Source organism: Acinetobacter sp. 24-47-62 (genome assembly GCF_056779765.1).
Map to the genome: position 1 here is coordinate 41,217 of NZ_JBWYIN010000005.1, position 19,958 is coordinate 61,174.

Below are 19,958 nucleotides of genomic sequence, written 5' to 3' on the forward strand. Positions count from 1 at the left end.
TTCACCTTAAATTTGAGTATTAGGGAGTGCCGTTGCTTCTGCTGAATGCGGTTTGTTTTCGAGCTCTACTGTTTGCGCATTTTTATCTTCGCGATTTAAGAAAAGATTCAATAAAATAGCCGCTAATGTTGCAGTCCCTATTCCACCCAAATCAAAATTGCCAATTTGTAAACTATAATTGCCTGTCCCCATAATTAAGGTGACAGCAGCAATCAACAGAGTACTGTTTTTGGTAAAATCTACGCGGTTGTCCACCCAAATTTTAGCACCGGCCACTGTAATCAGACCGAAAACAACAATCGAAGCTCCCCCTAATAATGCGACAGGAATCGTACTAATAACCGCGCCAAATTTTGGTGAAAGTCCTAGCAAGATTGCAAATACGCCAGCAAATAAAAATATAGTGGTAGCATAAATTTTGGTTACCGCCATAACACCAATGTTCTCAGCATATGTTGTCATTCCTGTTCCACCGACTGATGCAGACAAGGTCGTACATACACCATCAGCAAAGAAACCTCGTCCCATATATGGTGAAAGATTACGTCCAGTCATTGCAGATACCGCTTTGAAATGTCCTAGATTCTCTGCAACTAAGATGATCGCTACGGGAGCAATAAGCAGCATTGCATTAAATTCAAACACTGGCGCATGAAAAGTAGGTAAACCGAACCAAGCTGCCTCACTGACTTTAGTAAAATCGATCGCTGTACCAAAACCCAAAACATTGGTGAGTAAAAAATAAATAAAGTAAGAAGCCACTAAGCCAATGAGCAATAACAATCTACGGATCATGCCCTTAGTAAATACGGCGATTACACTAATACAAATAATCGTGATTAGAGCCATCCATGAATCAAACTGATTAGCAGAGACACTTTTGATCGCCACTGGTGCTAAATGCAAACCAATGATCATCACAATTGCTCCAGTCACAATTGGTGGCATCAATTTTTCAATCCATGCTGTGCCAGTTTTCATCACGATCAAACCGATCAAGGCGTACAAAATACCGCATGCAATGGTACCGCCAAGTGCTAAGCCTAAGTTTGGATTTAAGCCAACACCGGTATAACCAGTGACTGCAATGACTGCTCCAATGAAAGCGAAGCTCGAGCCTAAATAGCTCGGCATACGCCCCCCAGTCATTAGGAAAAATAATATTGTCCCAATACCCGTAATAAACATTGTAAGATTCGGATCGAAACCCATCAGTAAAGGGGCAAGTACTGTTGCTCCAAACATTGCAAATGCATGCTGCAGCCCCAATACCATACTTTTACCTGGCGGCAAGTACTCATCTACTTGAACTGCGGTCGTGTCTAGATTTCCTTGGAAAGGTTTAAATTTTGGAAACCATGTTTCTTTTGTGCTCATCGACCTTCTCCTGATCAAGCATGCTGTTTTAGACCATTGGAACTGGCTCGCAATATGCGCGGTTAAAATACATGAGGGCTTTTTCACCCGCTTGCTGTTTCATCCCCTTTACATGGCAGAACAAAACATCATGACTGCCTACCGATAAACTTTGTACGACTTCACAATCAAAACTCACTAGCGCACCTTCTAAAATAGGTGCACCTGTGACTAATGTTGACCAGTCCCCCTTTTCGAAACGTTCTGCCATTGGAGTTTTACCCCCAAACACATTCGATAAATGCTTTTGACTACTGCTTAAAGTATTGACACACAAAACCTGATTACTTTTAAATGTTTCAAATACTGATGCTGATCGATTTAGACATACCAGCAATGTTGGTGGGGTATCTGTCACACTACATACAGCTGAAGCTGTGAAGCCAGCTTTTCCTGCTAGACCAGCTGTAGTAATGACATTGACAGCTGCACCTAAATTCGACATTCCTTGTCTAAAAACCTGTTGGTCAATATTGAGTGTGGTACTCACTGCCTCGGGTAAATTGATTGATTTCACATTTGCATTCATAGTGTTCTCCATCCCTCATCGCCTAAGCAGTCAGTGAGGGACTCATAATAGGGTGATGAAAGCTTTCAAATTAAACATGAGCAATCGAAGCAATTTCGATGAGTGCATCAGGTTTGACTAATCCTGTTTGAACACAGTAACGAGCTGGTTCTGCATTCGGAAAATATTCGGCATATACTTCATTCATTGCAGCGTAGTTTGCCCAATCTGTCAGAAAAATAAGGTTGAAAGTAATGTCCGACATTGTTCCGCCAGCAGTTTCGATGACCTTCTTTATTGTTTCAAGGACATGGCGTGTCTGTGCTGCTACGTCTCCAACATGAACTACATTGTTGTTTTCATCAAAAGGCAAAGTGCCTGAAACATAGACAATGTTGTCTGCTTTAGTTGCTGGCGAATACGGTGCGAGTGGCTTACCTGAACCCACTGGAATAATGACTTCTTTTGACATGACTTATTTCCTAATTTTAGAATCTATAAATATTTATGCGCTTTCAGCGAGTGTTGGTTGATCTGCAAAACTACTGACAAAACTTTCTGTATCCGACACCCATCCAAAGAAGGTTTTTATGTTGTACATACTTACGACATGGGCTTCTTTTGGTCCTGCTTGATGACAGGCATCGTCTAAAGCCACGCCAAAATATTCTAGAAAGAAGCCATCTCTGAGCGTCGATTCAACACATACATTGGTCGCGATACCAACAAAAACCAAATTACGAATTCCACGCACTCTGAGCATGCTGTCTAGCGCTGTGTTAAAGAATCCACTATAACGAGGCTTTTCAATCACAATATCTTGAGGAGCTGGCACCAACTCATCAATCAACTCAAAATCCCAATCCCCTTTTGCTAACAATTTGCCTTGTAGCTCAGGACGCTTACGCATGGTCTTCAGTGCATTTGATTTATGAAAGTTTGGTGAATCAATACCACCTGCTTCACGATATTGATTATCCCAACCGTTTTTGAAATAGATCACTTGAATACCAGCATCATGTGCTGCAGAAACTGCCTTTTTAATATTTTCAACCACAGGTTTTGTCGTCGACACATCAAACCCAGCAAGATCTAAATAACCACCTTTTGACGTATACGCATTTTGCATATCAATCACGATTAGTGCTGTTTGCTCTGGTGCAAGCACAATATTTTCCGGTTCGGCTTTGAGTTTTACACCCGTACCCGCTTGTGCAGTAAATCCAGCTTCAACGGTATTTTCTAAATGACTCATGCGATTTTCTCCAACACAGGTTCTGAACTCATTCCTTCAACCACAACATGTTCACGACATTTCATAAGCGGCTGAATCCGTTGTCCAAAACTTTCAACACCTTCAATAAAATCATCAAATGTCAGTAATATGCCTTCAGTCCCTTTTACCTCACTAATCTCATCTAGCATTTTTGCGATACTTACGTAAGAACCCACCAACGTCCCCATATTGATGTTGACTGGTGATACTGATGAAGCCATTTGACGAATATTAGTATCTGCACCAGATTTAGTATCTTTTCCGCCTTGATTCATTAACCAGTTGATCGCTTCAATATCAGCGCCATCGTTGTAATGTTGCCACTTCGCCATCGCTTCTTCGTCTGTTTCAGCAGCGATAATCATGAATAAAACGTAGGTTTGAACATCACGACCCGTAATATCTGTTTTTGCTTTTAAACGATCGTTGATTTCTGCATATGCTGTTGGTGTATTAAGCCCTTTACCAAAAACAAAATTGTAATCAGCATGTTGAGCAGAAAATTCCAAACCTGTATCCGATTGACCAGCGCAGATAATTTTCATCTCTGCTTGCGGGCGTGGGCTAACTCGGCAATCATCCATTTGGAAATGGTCACCTTTAAAATCAGATTTACCCGTTGCCCATAATTCACGCAGAATTTGTACGTATTCAGATAAGTATTCGTAACGCTTTCCGAAATATTCATCACCGGGCCACATGCCCATTTGGGTATATTCTGGCGCTTGCCAACCTGTGACGACATTTAGGCCGAAACGACCATTCGAAATTGAATCAATCGTAGATGCCATGCGTGCAACTATGGCAGGCGGCATCACTAGCGTCGCAGCTGTTGCATAAATTTTTATTTTGCTGGTGACTGCAGCAAGACCCGCCATAAGCGTAAAAGTTTCTAAGTTGTGATCCCAAAACTCAGTTTTACCGCCGAAACCACGCAGCTTGATCATAGACAATGCAAAGTCAAAACCGTAATGCTCTGCGCGTTGGACAATTTTTTTATTTAACTCAAAACTTGGTTTGTATTGAGGAGCATTTTCTGAGAGTAACCAGCCATTATTTCCGATCGGACAAAAGACACCAATTTTCATATCTAACACTCCTAATTTAACGATCAGTTAAATTTGATTTAGTAGGATTAAGCCTTAGAGCTTGTATTAGATAATTAGCAAATGATGTGCCAATTATTATTTTATTATATATTACAACAACTTAATAATTTTATATTTTACCTTATGATAAATTAATCACATAATCCCAATACCCATTACTCCTAAATAACGTCATAAAAAAGTGCACAAGATGTTCCAAAAAATACCATTTGGTAAAATAATTAAAAAAACCGCGATCTCAATCGTGGTTTTTTATATGCAATGAAAAGTTTCAAATGCTAGAGTGATCGAAGAAATTGAATAAGTGCCTGATTAGTGATATCTGGCTCAGTCACAGTAGAAGCATGTGCACCTACATCAAAAATTGAGCATTGTGCATGTACAAAATTTTTCTGAAGATCAAGAGTCTTATGTACTGGAACCAAGAAATCATCACGATTTGCAATCAAGTGAATTGGAGTTCGTTGAAGTGCGGTGATATGTTCATTTGTTATTTTAAATTCCTTTAAAGCCTTCAGACGTCTCAGTACATTCTCTTTTGGTGGAAAGTCTCGGAGTTGATTATTTTCTGCTTGTTGTATTTGATCGATATTAACAGAGATCCATTCGGGTGGATAAAGAAATAATGCTTGAGCTCTAACATACGCTTCTGCACCAGCATTTTGTAATAACGATTCTCGAGCTTCAAAACATTTGAGCGTATGTGGATCTAGTGAGTCCCACGCATTAATACTGGTCAAACTCAACATTTCCAATTTTGTATTTTGAATTAAAACGGCTAACTCCGCTCCAATATGCCCACCTAAAGCATGACCGATAAAATGGAATTCATCGATCTTTAGATCCTCTAAAATCTGTATCACTTGTATTGCCATATCGGTCATTGAATAAGTTGGTGCTAGTAATGCAGCATCTGCATGACATCCTTGTTGATCATATGTAATGACATGAAAAAATCGAGTCAATATATCTAATTGAGGATGCCAAAAATGTCCATGCCCTCCTAACCCTGAAGATAACAACACAAATTGAGCATCAGGATTAGCTTTGCAGTAAAAAACTTGATACGTCATAAATTTTACCTATCGATAAAAAATAACTACAACTCTGCAATTAACATGCCCAAGATAATTCAATTAAAAATTTATTTCTAAAATGCTAAATTTATAATTCTAAAGATAAACAATAATTGTTATCATTTACAATAATTACATACACTCACACTTTCTTACTTTTATGAACAGTACAGAATTCGAACTACCAGGCGAGTTAACACTTGGGAATCAAGTAAAAAAAACTCGTAAGACTACTAAATCAGTTTCTATCAGTTATCGCCTGATGGTGCTCTATCGTTTTTTATTGGCGGGTATTGGAGGTTATTTGATTGCATCCCTCTCTGCTATCGTGATTGCACAAACATTTAGCACATATCAATCTAGCGCAGCGATGTCAGCAACGCTCATTGCTTTCTGTTTACAGTGTGCAGCGTTTATTTGGGTTTTTATGGTTCACAAAACCAGAAAAGCTACATTGGGCATCGTCTTACCTAGCCTTGCTTTATTTCTCATCTATAAAATCATGGGGAACTAATTCATGAGAAGTGATGCCAAAGCTGAAGGCCCACGCCAGTCTATGTCATGGTTACATACTTGGGCTAGTTTGATACTAGGATGGTTGCTGTATGCCATCTTTGTAACTGGTACTTTGAGTTTTTTCCAAGCAGAAATCAGTACATGGATGAAGCCCGAGTATCACCAATCGATTCCAAGCCAATCTCAACTCGAGCAGACGCAAGTGGCTCTGCAATATTTGCAGAATAATCATGATGATGCAGGGAGCTGGGGAATTCAATTACCCAATGCTCGTCAAAATTACACCACACTGAATATCCGGAATGTCGGAGAAGATCCCAATGCTCGTCGCGGTGGTAAACGTGTGACGATTGATAGTGCCACAGGTGAAGTATTAGAAGCCCGTGAAACCCGTGGTGGTAGTTTTCTGTATCGTTTCCATTTTGAATTATACGGAATGCCACGTATATGGTCACGTTGGATTGTGGGCATAGCAACCATGTTTATGCTTGTTGCAATTATTAGTGGCATCATCACCCATAAGAAAATCCTTAAAGATTTCTTTACCTTTAGAACAGGTAAAGGACAGCGTTCTTGGTTAGACGCACATAATGCAACAGCTGTATTCGCACTTCCCTTTCATATCATGATCACTTTTAGTGGTTTACTTTTATTATTGTTTACCATCATGCCGTGGGGGGTACAGCAAATTTATGACAATCGTGGCGCCTTTCTACAAGACCAACGAAAATCCTTAATTCAAAATCCAGCAGAACCACAAGGGCAGACTCGTACTGATCAACCGCAAGGAAATCAGCGCTCGATGATGAATGCGCGTACAGAAATTGAGGCTCGTGGTACGCAGTCAGCATCAAATGAACATACTAACAAAATGGATGGTGAGAGAAAGAATCGAGGTGAAAGTCGACGTACGCGCAACCAAGATCGAAAAGCTGAACCTGCACCACTTACAGATATTGCTCCGATCCTCACTCAAGCTGAAGCGAAGTGGAAAAACAATCCGATTGGTTCGATCACAATTAAAGCACCAAATACATCGAAGGCGACCATTGAGTTACGTGCTTTACACGGCGCAAGTATCGCTCATCGTGGCGTATATGAAACTTTAGACTTCAATGGTGTGACAGGTCAAAACATTACAGATGATTCCACTCAACTCAAAAATCCTTCTATTCCCAATGGCATTTACAATGTTGCCACTGTTCTACATGAAGCACGAGGAGTTGATTTAGCCTTACGTTGGATACTCTTTTTTTCCGGTATCGTTGGCACGCTAATGGTCGCAACAGGATTAATTTTATGGTGCGTCAAACGTGCACCTCAACAAGCGAAACAAGGTTATAAATCCTTTGGGTATCGTACGGTCGAGATTACCAACATCGCTGCGATTATCGGCTTACCTATTGCTTGTGCAGCTTATTTTTATGCAAACCGTTTTATCCCTGCCAACATGGAAATGCGTTTAAACTGGGAAATCCGTACATTCTTTATTGTGTGGCTCTTCACACTTGTTTATGCTGTTTTTCGCACCCATCGCCAAGCTTGGCTTGAATTACTGGGTCTCGCTACCCTGCTTTTCGCTTTACTTCCGCTTGTAAACTTTATCACAGGTGGTCAACCTTTATGGCGTTCTATAGCTCACGGTCAATGGGTTATCGCTTCGTTCGATCTGGCGATGCTAGTTTTAGCAGTGGTTTTTTATTTTGCACTTTACAAAGTTCAAAATCATCAAGGAACTCCATTAAAAAAGAGTCAAGTTTTACCTAAGGTAGAGGGGTAATCACCATGAGCTTTTTTCTCCTCATTTGGGCAGTTTGTACTTTAGGTTTTATAGGTTTAGCCAGTGCAATGCAAAAGCATCAAAAACAAATTTTTGGTCAAACATTGAGTGCTAAACACCAGAAAATAGCCTCAATGGTTGGATGGGGATTCCTGTCGTTAGGGCTTATCCTCTGCATGAGCAAAGGACAAGTCAGTAATATGATGAGTTATTGGATTGGTGTACTGACATTCGCTGCGCTTTTTGTTGCACTTTGTCTGACCTATTTTGAGTCACAAATGAAAAAAATCATTTTGGGCGTATCCTTTATTGGATTCATCAGCTTGATCTTCCTCATCATTTAAATACTCTACTTGATAAAAAAACCGACCCATATTTCATTTAAATATGGGTCGGTTTTTTTCTTCTTAAATTAGCTTTAAACGTGAATCACGCTGAAGTTCTAGCAATTCAAACGTATAATCAACCTCATTTATTATGGCGGTTAAGGATCGGCACGCATGGAACTTCGACATTTGAAATATTTCGTCTCAGTTGCCGAAGAACTTAATTTTACGCGTGCTGCAGAAAAACTTTTTATAGCGCAGCCCTCTTTAAGCCAGCAAATTAAAGACCTTGAAGCGGAATTAGGTACATCCCTGCTGATTCGTAAAAGCAGAAGCTTATCGCTCACAGAGGAAGGAGAAACTTTTTTAAAAGATGCTCGACATATCTTGAAACTTGCTCAAGAGGCCAAACACAAGATTCAAATTATGGCGAATACCAAGAAAAATAAATTAAATATTGGTTTTTTACCTGTGGCAGAAATGAAAATTTTTCCTTATGTCATGCCTATTATTCGTGCACAACAGCCTGATTTAGATATTCAATTTCATAGTTTGAGCTGTGTACATCAAATCCAAGCACTTCGTGATCAAAAAATTGATGTCGCATTCACTCGCCAATGTATGGATGATGAGCATATTGCCTCTATCGAATTGTTCAGTGAGCCTCTGATCTTGCTGATTCCTCGTCATTCAGGCCATGCGCATTTAGACTGTATTTCAAAACAGGATTTAATTGCCCAAAAATTTATCATGAGCGAGGAAACTGCCTCACCGATTTTGTTCCATAAAATTCAAAACATTTTTGAAGCTCTAAATACATCTATTCAAGTTGCTCAATACTCGAGTAACATTTTAATGAATATTAATCTTGTAGCGATGCAAGTCGGTTGGACCATTGTTCCAAAATATGTTGAAAGCTTGCTCAGTGAAAATGTCTTAATTAAGTCAACTGAAATCGATTTACCGAATATCAGCTTGTATTTGAGTTTCAGAAAACAAGATCAAAGTAAGCATTTGCAAACTGTGAAAAATATTCTAAGCCAACACTTTCATTGTCATATTTTTTAAAACTTTGAACGCTATTTTAAAAATAAAAAACCTGCAAATTTGCAGGTTTTCTTTTAGATTAGTCTTAAACTTTTTGATTAAACGCCAAGTTTATCAAACAGTTTTTGACTGAGCTCTTCGCTCGTCTGAGGAATACTTAAACCAGCGACAAATTTATCTGGTCTTAAAAATGCCATCGAGTATTGAGTACGACCAAACCATGCTCGAATCGCATGCTCCGTATCCCCAAGTGTCAATATTTCATCATCATGAGCATCAGTATTCAATTGTTCAGGTGGAACGACTTTAATAAATTTCACACCCAATGCTTTCCATTTTTGAATACTTGTTGGTGTGAGTCCCCAAGTCGGATCTACTCCCCAAGCAATAATAGCAAAGCCTTGACCAATAAAATCATCCAGTAATTTCACATGACCTGTGCTATCTTGCATTTTAGGTTGAATAAACATTTTACCGATTGGTGATGTCTTATTGACCTGTCCAACCAAAATACCAGATTTATATTGTGGCATTGGCTTAAAGCGCATTTCCAACAAATATTGTTTAACTGGTTTAATGTAATTTAGAACATATGAAATAGCATCACGCGCAGTACCTTGCCATTTTTTAGGCGGAGCTAGCACATGGCCTGCTGTAACAGATAAATCAATCATCGCTTTGGCATGATCATGACGCTCTTCTTGATAAGAATCTAGAACTTTAGCATCTACTTTACCTTGTACGACCATAGCCAGTTTCCAAGATAAATTGAACGCATCACGCATTCCACTGTTATAACCCTGTCCCTGCCATACTGGCATAATGTGCGCTGCATCTCCCGCAAGTAAGATACGCCCTTCTTTAAATCTACTGGCAATACGTGCATTATGGGTATAAACACGATTTCGGATCACATCGATATTTTCAGTGTTTGGTAATACTTTGGATAAAAGTTTAGCTATGTTTTCAGGTTGACTAAGTTGCTCTTGCGTCTCCCCTGGCATCACCATAAATTCAAAACGACGGATACCATGTGGTAAAGCCGCTGACACATATGGACGTACTGGATCGCAACATAAGTAAATATGTGGTGTCGCCAATGGATCGTTTGCAATATCGACAACAATCCATTGGTTTGGTGCAGTTTTACCTTCAAAAGGAATATTCAACATACGGCGAACGTAGCTATTACCTCCATCACATGCCACTAGATACTTTGCAGTTATATATTCAATTGTTTTATCTTTATTTTGGATTTGAACTTCAACTTGATCTTCAGTCTGCTTAAAACTTTGAAGTTGACGAGAAAAAAGTACTTCCACATCATCAAAACGTTCTAAACCTTCCAATAATTCTGCATCAACATAAGGTTGTACAAATGCGTTACGACGAGGGAAACCAAACTCACGTGTTTTAGGTTGAATATCTGCAAAACAACGGCCTGAAGGCGTAAGAAAACGCATCGCATGATCGGGAGTGGTATGCGGCAATACTTTGTTGATCAAGCCAATCGATTGCATTGTTCTTAGAGATTCATCATCAATACCAATTGCACGAGGATAATCAATCAATTGATCGAGCTGTTCAATCACTTTTACTTTTAAGCCCGCAAGGCCAAGGCCGTTCGCCATCGTTAAACCGACTGGGCCTGCACCAAGTACGATCACATCTGCTGAATAAGTGTTGGTCTGTGACATGGTCAATCTCCTCTAATATTCGCATTAGAGAGGATTTTCAGCATAGGAAAAAGTTATGCTAAGGTCTTATGAAATTTAAAAAACTGTCACGTTTACTTCAATTCCATCAAAAAACCTTAATTTACGTCGCACATCTATAGTTTTTACCTATGGTTGAATTTGTAATTCATCTACAAAATATCTCAGTGAATATGCTCAAACCATACTATTCAAGCTTTGGATCAGTTTTACAGTATAATAAGGGAGTAATTTAATATTTTTTTGCTTCGCTTTGAAGCCATGGAATCCCACTATGACGAAACGTGTTACCGTCCCGATTGCTCTCGAAAATCGTGCTCATGCAGGTAATGCCGCTGCTCAATTTGAACTTGCTGAACTTTATATGACGAGTGAACACGATGAAGACATTGCGCTTGCAGAAGAATGGGCTTTACGTGCTGGTCAATTGGGTCATGTCGAAGCGATGTACTGGTTAGGGGAAGGTTATACCCATTATGCAAAAGAAGTTTTAGAAGAAGATCCTGAAGATGCAAAACTAAACTTTGAGTACGGTTTTAACTGGCTCACGCAAGCAAGTAAACATCAACATGCTGCTGCGATTTTAGAGCTCGCAGGTTATTACCGTCGTGGTAATGTGGTCGAAAAAGATGTACAAAAATCTGTTGAATTGGTGACTCAAGCCGCTGAACTTGGTGATACTCAAGCAATGCGTGATTTATCTGCCATCTATGCACATGGTTTAGGTGTGGATGTCAACGAGGAAAAAGCTGATTATTGGCAGGAAAAGGCTCAATCAAGCACTTAAGAGAAATCACGTTTTCTTTGCATCAAAAAGCCTTCATGATTGAAGGCTTTTTATTGAGCTACTTTAGATCTTTTTAAACTATAACATACCTTAAAATAGCAACATACTTTAAGATAGTGACATACTTTAAGATATTAATTAACTTCAGCGATGATGGCTTGTCTACAAATCCCATCTACTGCCCTTTGCTGTTCAAATACTTTTTTCGGCATTGCTTCAAAGCTATCAAAAAAGCAGATTTCTTCTTCATTGATGTCATATACCAATGAATGATTACCAATGCCTTCTAAAGTATCGTAATACACGATCACAAACTTATTGGCATCAAATGCGATTTGAATATCTTGATAGCTGATTGCGGGGGATATTTTTAGCGCAAGTTTTTCAGCTTCTAAATAACTTAGCTTTTCTTGCTCTTGAAGTGCATTGTCTTCATCTGTGGTAAATTCCACATCTAAGCCAAATTTTTTAAGTCCCACCGCTAGACCGATCGTGGTCGTTCCATCACCCTCTACATAACCACACACTTCTTTAAGTTGTTCAATATCTGGGTCTAACCCAAGATGTTGAAAGAGCATCCATACGGCATAAATACCAGCATTGGCTTCTAGATTGGCGAGTTCTTCGGGAATTTCCATCAAAAATATATATTATTTATTGAGCTATCAATTATAACAAATAATCTTCTTCAAAATTTAAGAAATTAAATACAAAATTCAAGCTCACTCATCTAAAAGTTTCAAAAAGTCTGGACATTGTAAATGGTCATCGTATGGACATTTTTCAACGTGTGTCAAAATTAAGAGTAAGTTATTTAAAGTCTCAATTTTATCTTTGATTTCGTTTTTTGCTTCCCTAACTTGATCTCTTTTAATTTTAATTTTTTCATGATCAATTGCCATATTTTTAATTTGGCTCAGCGTCATACCACCATTTTGGAAGATCTTGATTAATGAGATATTCTGTATTGCTCGGGATGAATACTGTCTTCTAAGCCCTTTCCTTCCAATAGATCGAATAAGTCCTTTTGATTCATAAAACCTAATCGTGGCAGTTGAAGTATTTGTCCGATCAGCTAGATCACCTATATCTATTTCCATTAATGCACCTTGACTTCAAGTTAGCTTTAAGTTGCACACTAGCATGACTTAAATTAGAGAGTCATCCTTTCATGAATATTTTAATTTACATTTTAGCCTTAGGCCTAAGCGCTACTTTAATTATGGATTTTTTAGGTTGGGCAAGAGCGATGATTTTTAAAATCCCCTCATTTAACTATGCTTATTTGGGTAGGTTTTTCTTTTTAGTTAAAAATAAAAAATACGTATACAGAAATATTACCGAAGCCCCTGTACACAAATTTGAATACATTACGGGTTGGGTATTTCATTATATAACCGGTATTTTTTTCGCTTTAATTTATACTTATATCGATAATTCACATACTACTTTGGAAGCTTTTATATCTTCTATTTTATTTGGACTTTCAACTGCTATTATCCCATTTTTGGTGATGCAACCTATTCTTGGATTTGGTTTCTTTGCGAGTAAAACGCCCAATCAATGGATCAGCATAAAAAATAGCTTAGTGGCACACTTAAACTTCGGAATCGGTTTATTTATAGCCCAAATTATTCAATCCTACATTTTCTCAACATTACACTAATGAAAGCTTGATAGATTGAATGATAAAAATTTTAAATTAAATTTCTAATACGTTGCCAAAATGAATAAATCAATCAAAGACAAAATTATTCGAATTTGTGATGAAAAAATCGATCGGAAGGGAGAATCTGTAGGTTTGTCATTTTATGCTTTCTTTTCAAATAAAGATAATGACCCCGATGCACTCATGGAAGTAGCTCATTGGTGGATCATGAAACATAAACTTGACCACTTTGAAAAAGCACAGAAAATAAAATCTCTAATATCATCGGAATCTGAAGTTGACGCGATTTAATTGAAATACTTTGAATCACCAATAACCAACTTAACATTGGAAATTCGCAAGTTTAGAAGTACAATACTCCGCTAGTCGAGGGATGCTGCGACGTTTTACAAGTACAAAATGTAAAAGCGCCAGGCTCGACGATCGGTCAATCTGCTCAGATCGACCAACAACGGCATCCGCGAACATAATGATCAATTTTTGTTTTTTATAAGGAGATCGTGATGAACGCGGTTAATGCTTCATTTACAGATTACAAAGTTGCCGATATTTCACTTGCTGACTACGGCCGTAAAGAAATCAAACTTGCAGAAGCTGAAATGCCAGCCCTTATGGGTCTACGTAAGCGTTACTCTGCGGCTAAACCACTTGCTGGTGCTAAAATTTTGGGTTGTATTCACATGACAATCCAAACAGCTGTTCTTATCGAAACTTTGGTAGAGCTTGGTGCTGAAGTTCGTTGGACATCTTGCAACATTTTCTCTACTCAAGACCACGCTGCGGCAGCTATTGCAGCTTCAGGTGTTCCTGTATTTGCTTGGAAAGGCGAAACTGAAGAAGAATACATGTGGTGTCTTGAGCAACAAATTAATGTAAATGGTACGCCTTGGGATGCCAACATGATTTTGGACGACGGCGGTGACTTAACTGCGCTTGTTCATGAAAAATACCCAGAAGTACTCGCAAAAATCCACGGTATTACTGAAGAAACAACAACAGGTGTTCAACGTCTTCTCGAAATGTGGAAAGACGGTTCATTGAAAGTACCTGCGATCAACGTAAATGACTCAGTCACTAAATCTAAAAATGACAACAAATACGGTTGCCGTCACTCTCTAAACGATGCCATCAAACGTGCAACTGACATGCTGTTATCTGGTCGTCGTGCGCTTGTAATTGGTTACGGTGACGTAGGTAAAGGCTCTGCACAATCACTTCGTCAAGAAGGCATGATCGTACGTGTTTCTGAAATCGATCCAATCTGTGCAATGCAAGCATGTATGGACGGTTACGAAGTAGTTTCTCCATACAAAAATGGCGTACAAACAGGTAAAAAAGAAGACGTTAACGCTGACCTTCTTCAAAATACTGACTTAATCGTAACAACGACTGGTAACTACCACGTTTGTGACGCTGCAATGCTTGATACATTAAAAGCAGGTGCAGTAGTTTGTAATATCGGTCACTTTGACACTGAAATCGATACCAACTACTTACGTGGTTATAAATGGGTTGAAGTTAAACCACAAGTTCACCAAGTATATCGTTCAGAAAATGAAAATGATTACCTCATTCTTCTTTCTGAAGGTCGCTTAGTAAATCTTGGTAATGCAACTGGTCACCCATCACGCGTGATGGACGGTTCTTTTGCGAACCAAGTTTTAGGTCAAATGCACTTGTTCGCAGAGAAATTTGCTGATCTTCCTGAAGATCAAAAACAAGCAGCGATTCGTGTTGAACTTCTTCCTAAGAAATTAGATGAAGAAGTTGCTGCAGCAATGGTTGCAGGTTTCGGTGGTGTTCTGACTCAATTAACTCAAGAACAAGCGGACTACCTTGGAGTTGCTGTTGAAGGTCCATTCAAATCTGACGCTTATAAATACTAATCTTTGAACAAGCAGGCTGAACAGCCTGCTTTTCTTTGAATTCTATTTTGCTGAAATAAGTACAAAGGATTTGAACATGTCTAAACAGATTCCAATTTCTTTTGAGTTTTTCCCAACCAAAACTGATGCAGGCGCGGAAAAACTTAAGGTTGTTCACCAAGAACTGCAGTTGCTGAATCCAGAGTTTTTCTCTGTGACTTATGGTGCAGGTGGTTCTACACGTGAACGTACACTTTCGACTTTAGCTGATTTTAATGGCAAAGGCACGCCTGTTGCTCCTCACCTCTCTTGTATTGGTGATAGCAAAGAACGGATCGCTGAACTTTTAGATTTATACAAATCTCAAGGGATTGACCGTATTGTTGCACTCCGTGGTGACTTACCTTCCGGTCAAGTTGGCTTAGGTGAATTACCGTATGCTCAGGATTTAGTACGCTTTATCCGTGAACATTCGGGTGACCACTTCCAGATTGAAGTTGCAGCTTACCCTGAAATGCACCCACAAGCAGATAGCTTTGATTTAGACATTAAACGCTTTTGTGAGAAAGCCAATGCAGGTGCAAATGCAGCCTTAACTCAATTCTTCTTTAATCCAGATGCGTATTTTTACTTTGTAGAGCGCATTCAAAAAGAAGGTGTGAATATTCCTGTGGCACCTGGCATTATGCCAATTACCAATGCAAGCAACTTAATTCGCTTTGCAGATGGTACAGGTGCTGAAATCCCTCGTTGGATTCGTAAGCAACTGGCAGCCTATGGTGATGATACTGCATCAATTAAAGCCTTTGGCCATGAAGTGATTGTAAAGCTATGTGAACGCCTCATTGCTGGTGGTGCACCAAGCTTACACTTTTATACGATGAACACCACTGATCCAACTCGTCAACTTGTAAAAGACCTCGGTCTAGCATAAGTCTCCTGACTTCTTTTATCGACAGCTTAGGTTCAATTTATTTGATGTAAGGACTGAAGATAAAAGAAGTTTTTATTTTACCGATTTTAGAGTAATGCACATGCCTCGTTTTTTTATTGAAGCAGAACTTAATGTAAATACAACAGTTGAACTGACTGAAACTGTATTTCATCATTGGGTCAAAGTTTTACGTGCACAAGTCGGTGAAAAAGCGACCTTGTTTAATGGTCAAGGTGGCGAATATCAAGTTGAATTAACTGAAGCCAATAAAAAAACAGGCTCGGTTCTAGTTCAAGAATTTAACCCAACCAATCGCACACCGAACTTTAATGCCTTACTTGGTCAAGTAATGAGTAAAGGTGACCGCATGGATTATGCTATTCAAAAAGCGGTTGAGTTAGGCGTATCTGAAATTCAACTTCTCACCTCTGAACGTTGCGAAATGCGTTTAAAGTACGACCGTGATCAGAAAAAACTTGATCATTGGCAAGGTGTAGCAATTGCAGCTTGCGAGCAGTGTGGAATGAATATTGTTCCAAAAATATTAGCTCCACTCCCTTTGGCACAATGGTTAAATAGCACACTCCCTGAAACGAAATTAGTCTTAGCCCCCAATAAAGATGAGGTCGATGTGTTAAATGATGCCTCCTCAAATATAACGCTACTCATTGGTCCAGAAGGTGGATTAAGTGAAGCTGAAATCCAATCTGCAAATCAGCATGGATTTATCAATTGGTGTATTGGTGAACGTGTTTTACGTACAGAAACTGCACCAGTGGTTGCTTTATCGATCTTAAATTACAAATTTTAATAAATATTTTCTCAAAATTCCGTGATTTAACTCACAATAGAATTGATTTTCTTCCAATTAGACAGTACTTTAATGAGAAAAGAGTTGTCGCGCTAAATTTATATTTTTTTAAGTTCGTACTCAAAAATAATACAAATAAAGTAGAAAGAAAATTAAGGTATTGCCAGTTATGAGTGAAGTTCAGGGAGAGCATGTTTCCAACTCTGTACTCGATAGCCAGATCAAAAGTGCGACTTCTAATTTGCATTTTTTTTTAGCGTGGGTGCTCTTTGCCTGCATCTATAATCAACTTATTTACTTCTTTTATTTCAAAAGCTTTTCAATACCTTATACCATTTGGCTCATTATATTTACCGCCATTCTTTTAATCTGTTTTTGCTTTACCCTCTTTTTTAAAAAATCTAATCAAATTAGTATTTTTAACTTAGACATGTGGGCACAATTGGTTTGCTTAATTACTGGAGCTGGTCTAGCTATTGGTATTTATACCGTATTACAGCTTATCCCCGAACATAATCCAGAAGTCAAAGATATACATATGTTGACTTTAGCTGGGTTAATGTTATCTATTGTTTATACTTTTGCTATTGTATTTTTATCACAGCGGTTACGATACTTCCTTTATGTTTTTTTGCCTTCAGCTTCGGCCATAGTCCTCTCCAATTTCCTTTTTTTAGATAATACTCCTGATGTTTTTAGTTTAATCTTTAATATTTGGTTTGGTGTATTACTTATTTGCGCTCTCCTTACCCATAAGATGTACCGCCGTCTTGGAATATTAAATAGTCACAATAAATTCTATTTATCTGAATCTAGAAAATATCTTATGGAGTCATCACTTCTCCAAGAAAAGCTAAAAAATGAGATTGAAAAATCCAAAGAAATTGAAAGCCAATTACAAATGCATAATCAATTACTCGAACAAAAAGTAATTGAACGAACCTACGATATTAATAAGATCAACGATCGACTGCAGCACCATCAAGCTAATCTCGATTTTGCGCATGAAACTGCTGGAATTTCATCTTGGCTATGGAATATTGAGAAAAGAACGATTGAAATTTCAGGCATTAAATATGGTAATCAGGTTTTACATTACCAAAGTGCAACTGATCAAATTAACGAGTTTATTCACCCAGAAGATCAAGAAAATTATCGTAAAGAGCTCCGTAGACATTTAAGAGGAAATACTGAACGTTTTGAAGCACATTATAGAACTAAAGTAAAAGATCAGTGGTTCTGGATTAAAGATATTGGTCGAGTTATTACACGTGATACTAAAAATAATAAACCTCTTAAAATGGTGGGTATTTTCCAAGACATTGAGAGTGAAAAAAAAGCACAAGAAAAATTGAAATTAGCTTCGAATGTATTTAATCAAGTGGCCCAAGGAGTTTTCGTTTTAGACAATAACTTGTGTTTTTTAGAAGTTAATCCTTATTTTAGTGAATTGGTCAACATCCCACCACAAGATATTATCTCAAAACACATCTTTGATATTACCAAATCTTCCACATCCCAACTCAGCCAACATCACGCCGATATAACTCAAACGTTGTTACTCACCGGACAATATGATGCTGAGGTCACAGAAGAATTTATTTCAGGAAAAATATTAACCTTGTGGCTGCATATCAATGCAGTTCGTGATGATAAAAATAGAATTTTAAATTATGTAGGCATCATTTCAGATTTGACTGAACGGAAACAAAATCTTGAAAGAATGGCCTACTTAGAGAATTACGATCTACTTACAGATTTACCTAACCGTGTTTATTTTAATTTACAGTTACACCAGTATCTAATTAGTAAATCTAAAATTCTGAGCCACTTTTCTATTATTCGTCTCAACATTGATCGATTTAGACATTTTAATGAGTTTATTAATCATCAAACTGGAGATGAAGTTCTCAAAGAAGTTTCCCGAAGACTGAAATATACCTGTTCTAAAGCTGTTCTGATTTCATATTTAAATAATGATGACTTTGCTATGATTTACAACTTAAATCATAGTCATTACACGATCCAACAAGTCGTCGATCAGATCCTTGAGGCCTTTGAAATACCCTTTATCATCGATGGGCAAGAACACATGATTCATGTCTCACTGGGTATCGCAATTTACCCCAATCATGGTAGACAAATTGGTAGCTTAAATAGTCACGCGGAAAGTGCTTTAACAGAAGCAAAAAAACTAGGGGGCAGCACAGCCTATTATTATGACAACAAGCCTGAATCCATTTTTGGCAGTGACATTGAGCTCGAAAGAGATTTACGACTTGCTATAAAAAATCAGGACTTAGAAATTTACTATCAACCTAAGATAGAAAGTAAAACGATGCAAGTGAGCGGCTTTGAAGCATTAATCCGCTGGAATCATCCAAAGTATGGCATCATCATGCCAGATCGTTTTATACCGATTGCTGAAATGACTAGTCTGATCTCAGATATCGGAAAATTTGTTATTTTCCAGACATGTAAGCAACTTAAAATATGGCATGAATTAGGATTTGATAAGTTACAAATTTCTATTAATGTCGTGGCGCAACAGATCCATCGTGGGGAATTTCTCAATTTTATTGATCAAGCCGTGCTCAAATACTCACTCAAACCGGAGTTTATAGAGTTTGAACTTACCGAGTCATCATTGTTAGATAAATCATCTCATGTTTTTGATTTGTTAGACCAAATTAAGGATAAAAATTTCTCAATTGCCTTAGATGACTTTGGAACAGGCTATTCTTCACTTGCATATCTTGCCGACTATCCTATTGATACACTCAAGATTGATCGCGCCTTTATTTCAAAGATTGGCACTCGTAAAAATAATGCTATTGTCGATGCAATTATTTCAATGGGTAAAACGATGGGGATGAAATTAGTTGCTGAAGGTGTTGAGGATATCGAGCAAATTGAATATTTAAAAAAACAAGGTTGTGATTATTTCCAAGGTTATTATTTTTCGAGACCATTAAATAGCGCTGATAGCACTCAATTTCTGCAAAATGAATATCAATTCTCCAAAATTAAATAAAGGCTAGACCAAAGTCCTAAATATGTATGAAATTTCGACTTTTAACTGTGATCAATGTGCAACTAGTGGTATATTCGAACCGATATAAC

Annotated in this window: 20 protein-coding genes; 11 read left to right on the plus strand and 9 right to left on the minus strand. The window is 38.1% G+C overall.

Annotation, left to right across the window (positions count from 1 at the left end; genetic code table 11):
• Positions 1–6: 6 nt before the first annotated feature.
• The 6 genes from rutG to rutD all read right to left on the minus strand — a co-directional run bounded on the left by rutG (position 7) and on the right by rutD (position 5,382).
• Positions 7–1,377, minus strand: a complete 1,371-nt coding sequence (rutG, locus tag AC1M87_RS05205) for a pyrimidine utilization transport protein G (protein ID WP_481586610.1) — start codon at positions 1,375–1,377, stop codon at positions 7–9.
• 28 nt (positions 1,378–1,405) lie between these two features.
• A complete protein-coding gene (gene rutF, locus AC1M87_RS05210; RefSeq protein ID WP_481588490.1) occupies positions 1,406–1,945 on the minus strand; it encodes an NADH-dependent FMN reductase RutF in 540 nt (179 codons plus the stop codon).
• 70 nt (positions 1,946–2,015) lie between these two features.
• Positions 2,016–2,396 (minus strand): pyrimidine utilization protein C, encoded by a 381-nt coding sequence (rutC, locus tag AC1M87_RS05215; RefSeq protein ID WP_481593134.1) that lies wholly within the window; start codon positions 2,394–2,396, stop codon positions 2,016–2,018.
• A 33-nt stretch (positions 2,397–2,429) separates the two neighbouring features.
• On the minus strand, positions 2,430–3,179 hold the full coding sequence (gene rutB, locus AC1M87_RS05220; protein WP_481593135.1) for a pyrimidine utilization protein B: 750 nt from the start codon (positions 3,177–3,179) through the stop codon (positions 2,430–2,432).
• Positions 3,176–4,288 carry a pyrimidine utilization protein A gene (gene rutA / locus AC1M87_RS05225; protein ID WP_481593136.1) on the minus strand — a complete coding sequence of 371 codons (1,113 nt, stop codon included), beginning with the start codon at positions 4,286–4,288 and terminating at the stop codon, positions 3,176–3,178. Before rutA ends, rutB begins: the two co-directional genes overlap by 4 nt.
• A 299-nt stretch (positions 4,289–4,587) precedes the next feature.
• Positions 4,588–5,382: a pyrimidine utilization protein D gene (gene rutD / locus AC1M87_RS05230; RefSeq protein ID WP_481593137.1), complete on the minus strand. Its 795-nt coding sequence runs from the start codon at positions 5,380–5,382 to the stop codon at positions 4,588–4,590.
• Between the two features lie 163 nt (positions 5,383–5,545).
• On the opposite strand from rutD, the gene AC1M87_RS05235 reads away from it, so the two are divergent.
• The 4 genes from AC1M87_RS05235 (at position 5,546) to AC1M87_RS05250 (ending at position 9,075) form a co-directional block, all read left to right on the plus strand.
• Positions 5,546–5,899 (plus strand): hypothetical protein, encoded by a 354-nt coding sequence (locus AC1M87_RS05235; RefSeq protein ID WP_481593138.1) that lies wholly within the window; start codon positions 5,546–5,548, stop codon positions 5,897–5,899.
• A gap of 3 nt (positions 5,900–5,902) precedes the next feature.
• Positions 5,903–7,681: a PepSY-associated TM helix domain-containing protein gene (locus AC1M87_RS05240; RefSeq protein ID WP_481593139.1), complete on the plus strand. Its 1,779-nt coding sequence runs from the start codon at positions 5,903–5,905 to the stop codon at positions 7,679–7,681.
• Between the two features lie 5 nt (positions 7,682–7,686).
• Complete coding sequence (locus AC1M87_RS05245) at positions 7,687–8,025, plus strand: DUF3325 domain-containing protein (RefSeq protein ID WP_481588494.1); 339 nt, start codon at positions 7,687–7,689, stop codon at positions 8,023–8,025.
• Positions 8,026–8,181: 156 nt separating this feature from the next.
• On the plus strand, positions 8,182–9,075 hold the full coding sequence (locus AC1M87_RS05250; protein WP_481593140.1) for a LysR substrate-binding domain-containing protein: 894 nt from the start codon (positions 8,182–8,184) through the stop codon (positions 9,073–9,075).
• 77 nt (positions 9,076–9,152) lie between these two features.
• Here the strand turns inward: AC1M87_RS05250 and AC1M87_RS05255 are convergent, their stop codons facing one another.
• Entirely contained in the window at positions 9,153–10,751 is a 1,599-nt protein-coding gene (locus AC1M87_RS05255; RefSeq protein WP_481593141.1) for a bifunctional 3-(3-hydroxy-phenyl)propionate/3-hydroxycinnamic acid hydroxylase, read from the minus strand.
• Positions 10,752–11,043: 292 nt separating this feature from the next.
• On the opposite strand from AC1M87_RS05255, the gene AC1M87_RS05260 reads away from it, so the two are divergent.
• Entirely contained in the window at positions 11,044–11,556 is a 513-nt protein-coding gene (locus AC1M87_RS05260; RefSeq protein WP_035265647.1) for a tetratricopeptide repeat protein, read from the plus strand.
• A gap of 134 nt (positions 11,557–11,690) precedes the next feature.
• On the opposite strand, the gene AC1M87_RS05265 is transcribed toward AC1M87_RS05260, so the two are convergent.
• Together AC1M87_RS05265 and AC1M87_RS05270 are read right to left on the minus strand one after the other, a co-directional pair.
• On the minus strand, positions 11,691–12,194 hold the full coding sequence (locus tag AC1M87_RS05265) for a cysteine peptidase family C39 domain-containing protein (RefSeq protein ID WP_481591310.1): 504 nt from the start codon (positions 12,192–12,194) through the stop codon (positions 11,691–11,693).
• Between the two features lie 84 nt (positions 12,195–12,278).
• Positions 12,279–12,656 carry a MerR family transcriptional regulator gene (locus AC1M87_RS05270; protein WP_092766006.1) on the minus strand — a complete coding sequence of 126 codons (378 nt, stop codon included), beginning with the start codon at positions 12,654–12,656 and terminating at the stop codon, positions 12,279–12,281.
• A 71-nt stretch (positions 12,657–12,727) separates the two neighbouring features.
• Between AC1M87_RS05270 and AC1M87_RS05275 the strand changes: the two genes are divergently transcribed.
• From AC1M87_RS05275 to AC1M87_RS05300, 6 genes are all read left to right on the plus strand, one after another.
• The gene (locus tag AC1M87_RS05275; RefSeq protein WP_481591309.1) at positions 12,728–13,222 is read left to right on the plus strand and encodes a DUF2938 family protein; all 495 of its coding nucleotides are present in this window, start codon (positions 12,728–12,730) and stop codon (positions 13,220–13,222) included.
• Between the two features lie 60 nt (positions 13,223–13,282).
• A complete protein-coding gene (locus tag AC1M87_RS05280; RefSeq protein WP_481589728.1) occupies positions 13,283–13,516 on the plus strand; it encodes a DUF6500 family protein in 234 nt (77 codons plus the stop codon).
• A 212-nt stretch (positions 13,517–13,728) separates the two neighbouring features.
• Positions 13,729–15,111 carry an adenosylhomocysteinase gene (gene ahcY / locus AC1M87_RS05285; protein WP_481588499.1) on the plus strand — a complete coding sequence of 461 codons (1,383 nt, stop codon included), beginning with the start codon at positions 13,729–13,731 and terminating at the stop codon, positions 15,109–15,111.
• Positions 15,112–15,187: 76 nt separating this feature from the next.
• Complete coding sequence (gene metF / locus AC1M87_RS05290) at positions 15,188–16,024, plus strand: methylenetetrahydrofolate reductase [NAD(P)H] (RefSeq protein ID WP_035266512.1); 837 nt, start codon at positions 15,188–15,190, stop codon at positions 16,022–16,024.
• A gap of 100 nt (positions 16,025–16,124) precedes the next feature.
• Entirely contained in the window at positions 16,125–16,835 is a 711-nt protein-coding gene (locus AC1M87_RS05295) for a 16S rRNA (uracil(1498)-N(3))-methyltransferase (protein ID WP_481593142.1), read from the plus strand.
• 169 nt (positions 16,836–17,004) lie between these two features.
• Entirely contained in the window at positions 17,005–19,869 is a 2,865-nt protein-coding gene (locus AC1M87_RS05300; protein WP_481593143.1) for an EAL domain-containing protein, read from the plus strand.
• The last annotated feature ends 89 nt before the right edge of the window (positions 19,870–19,958 follow it).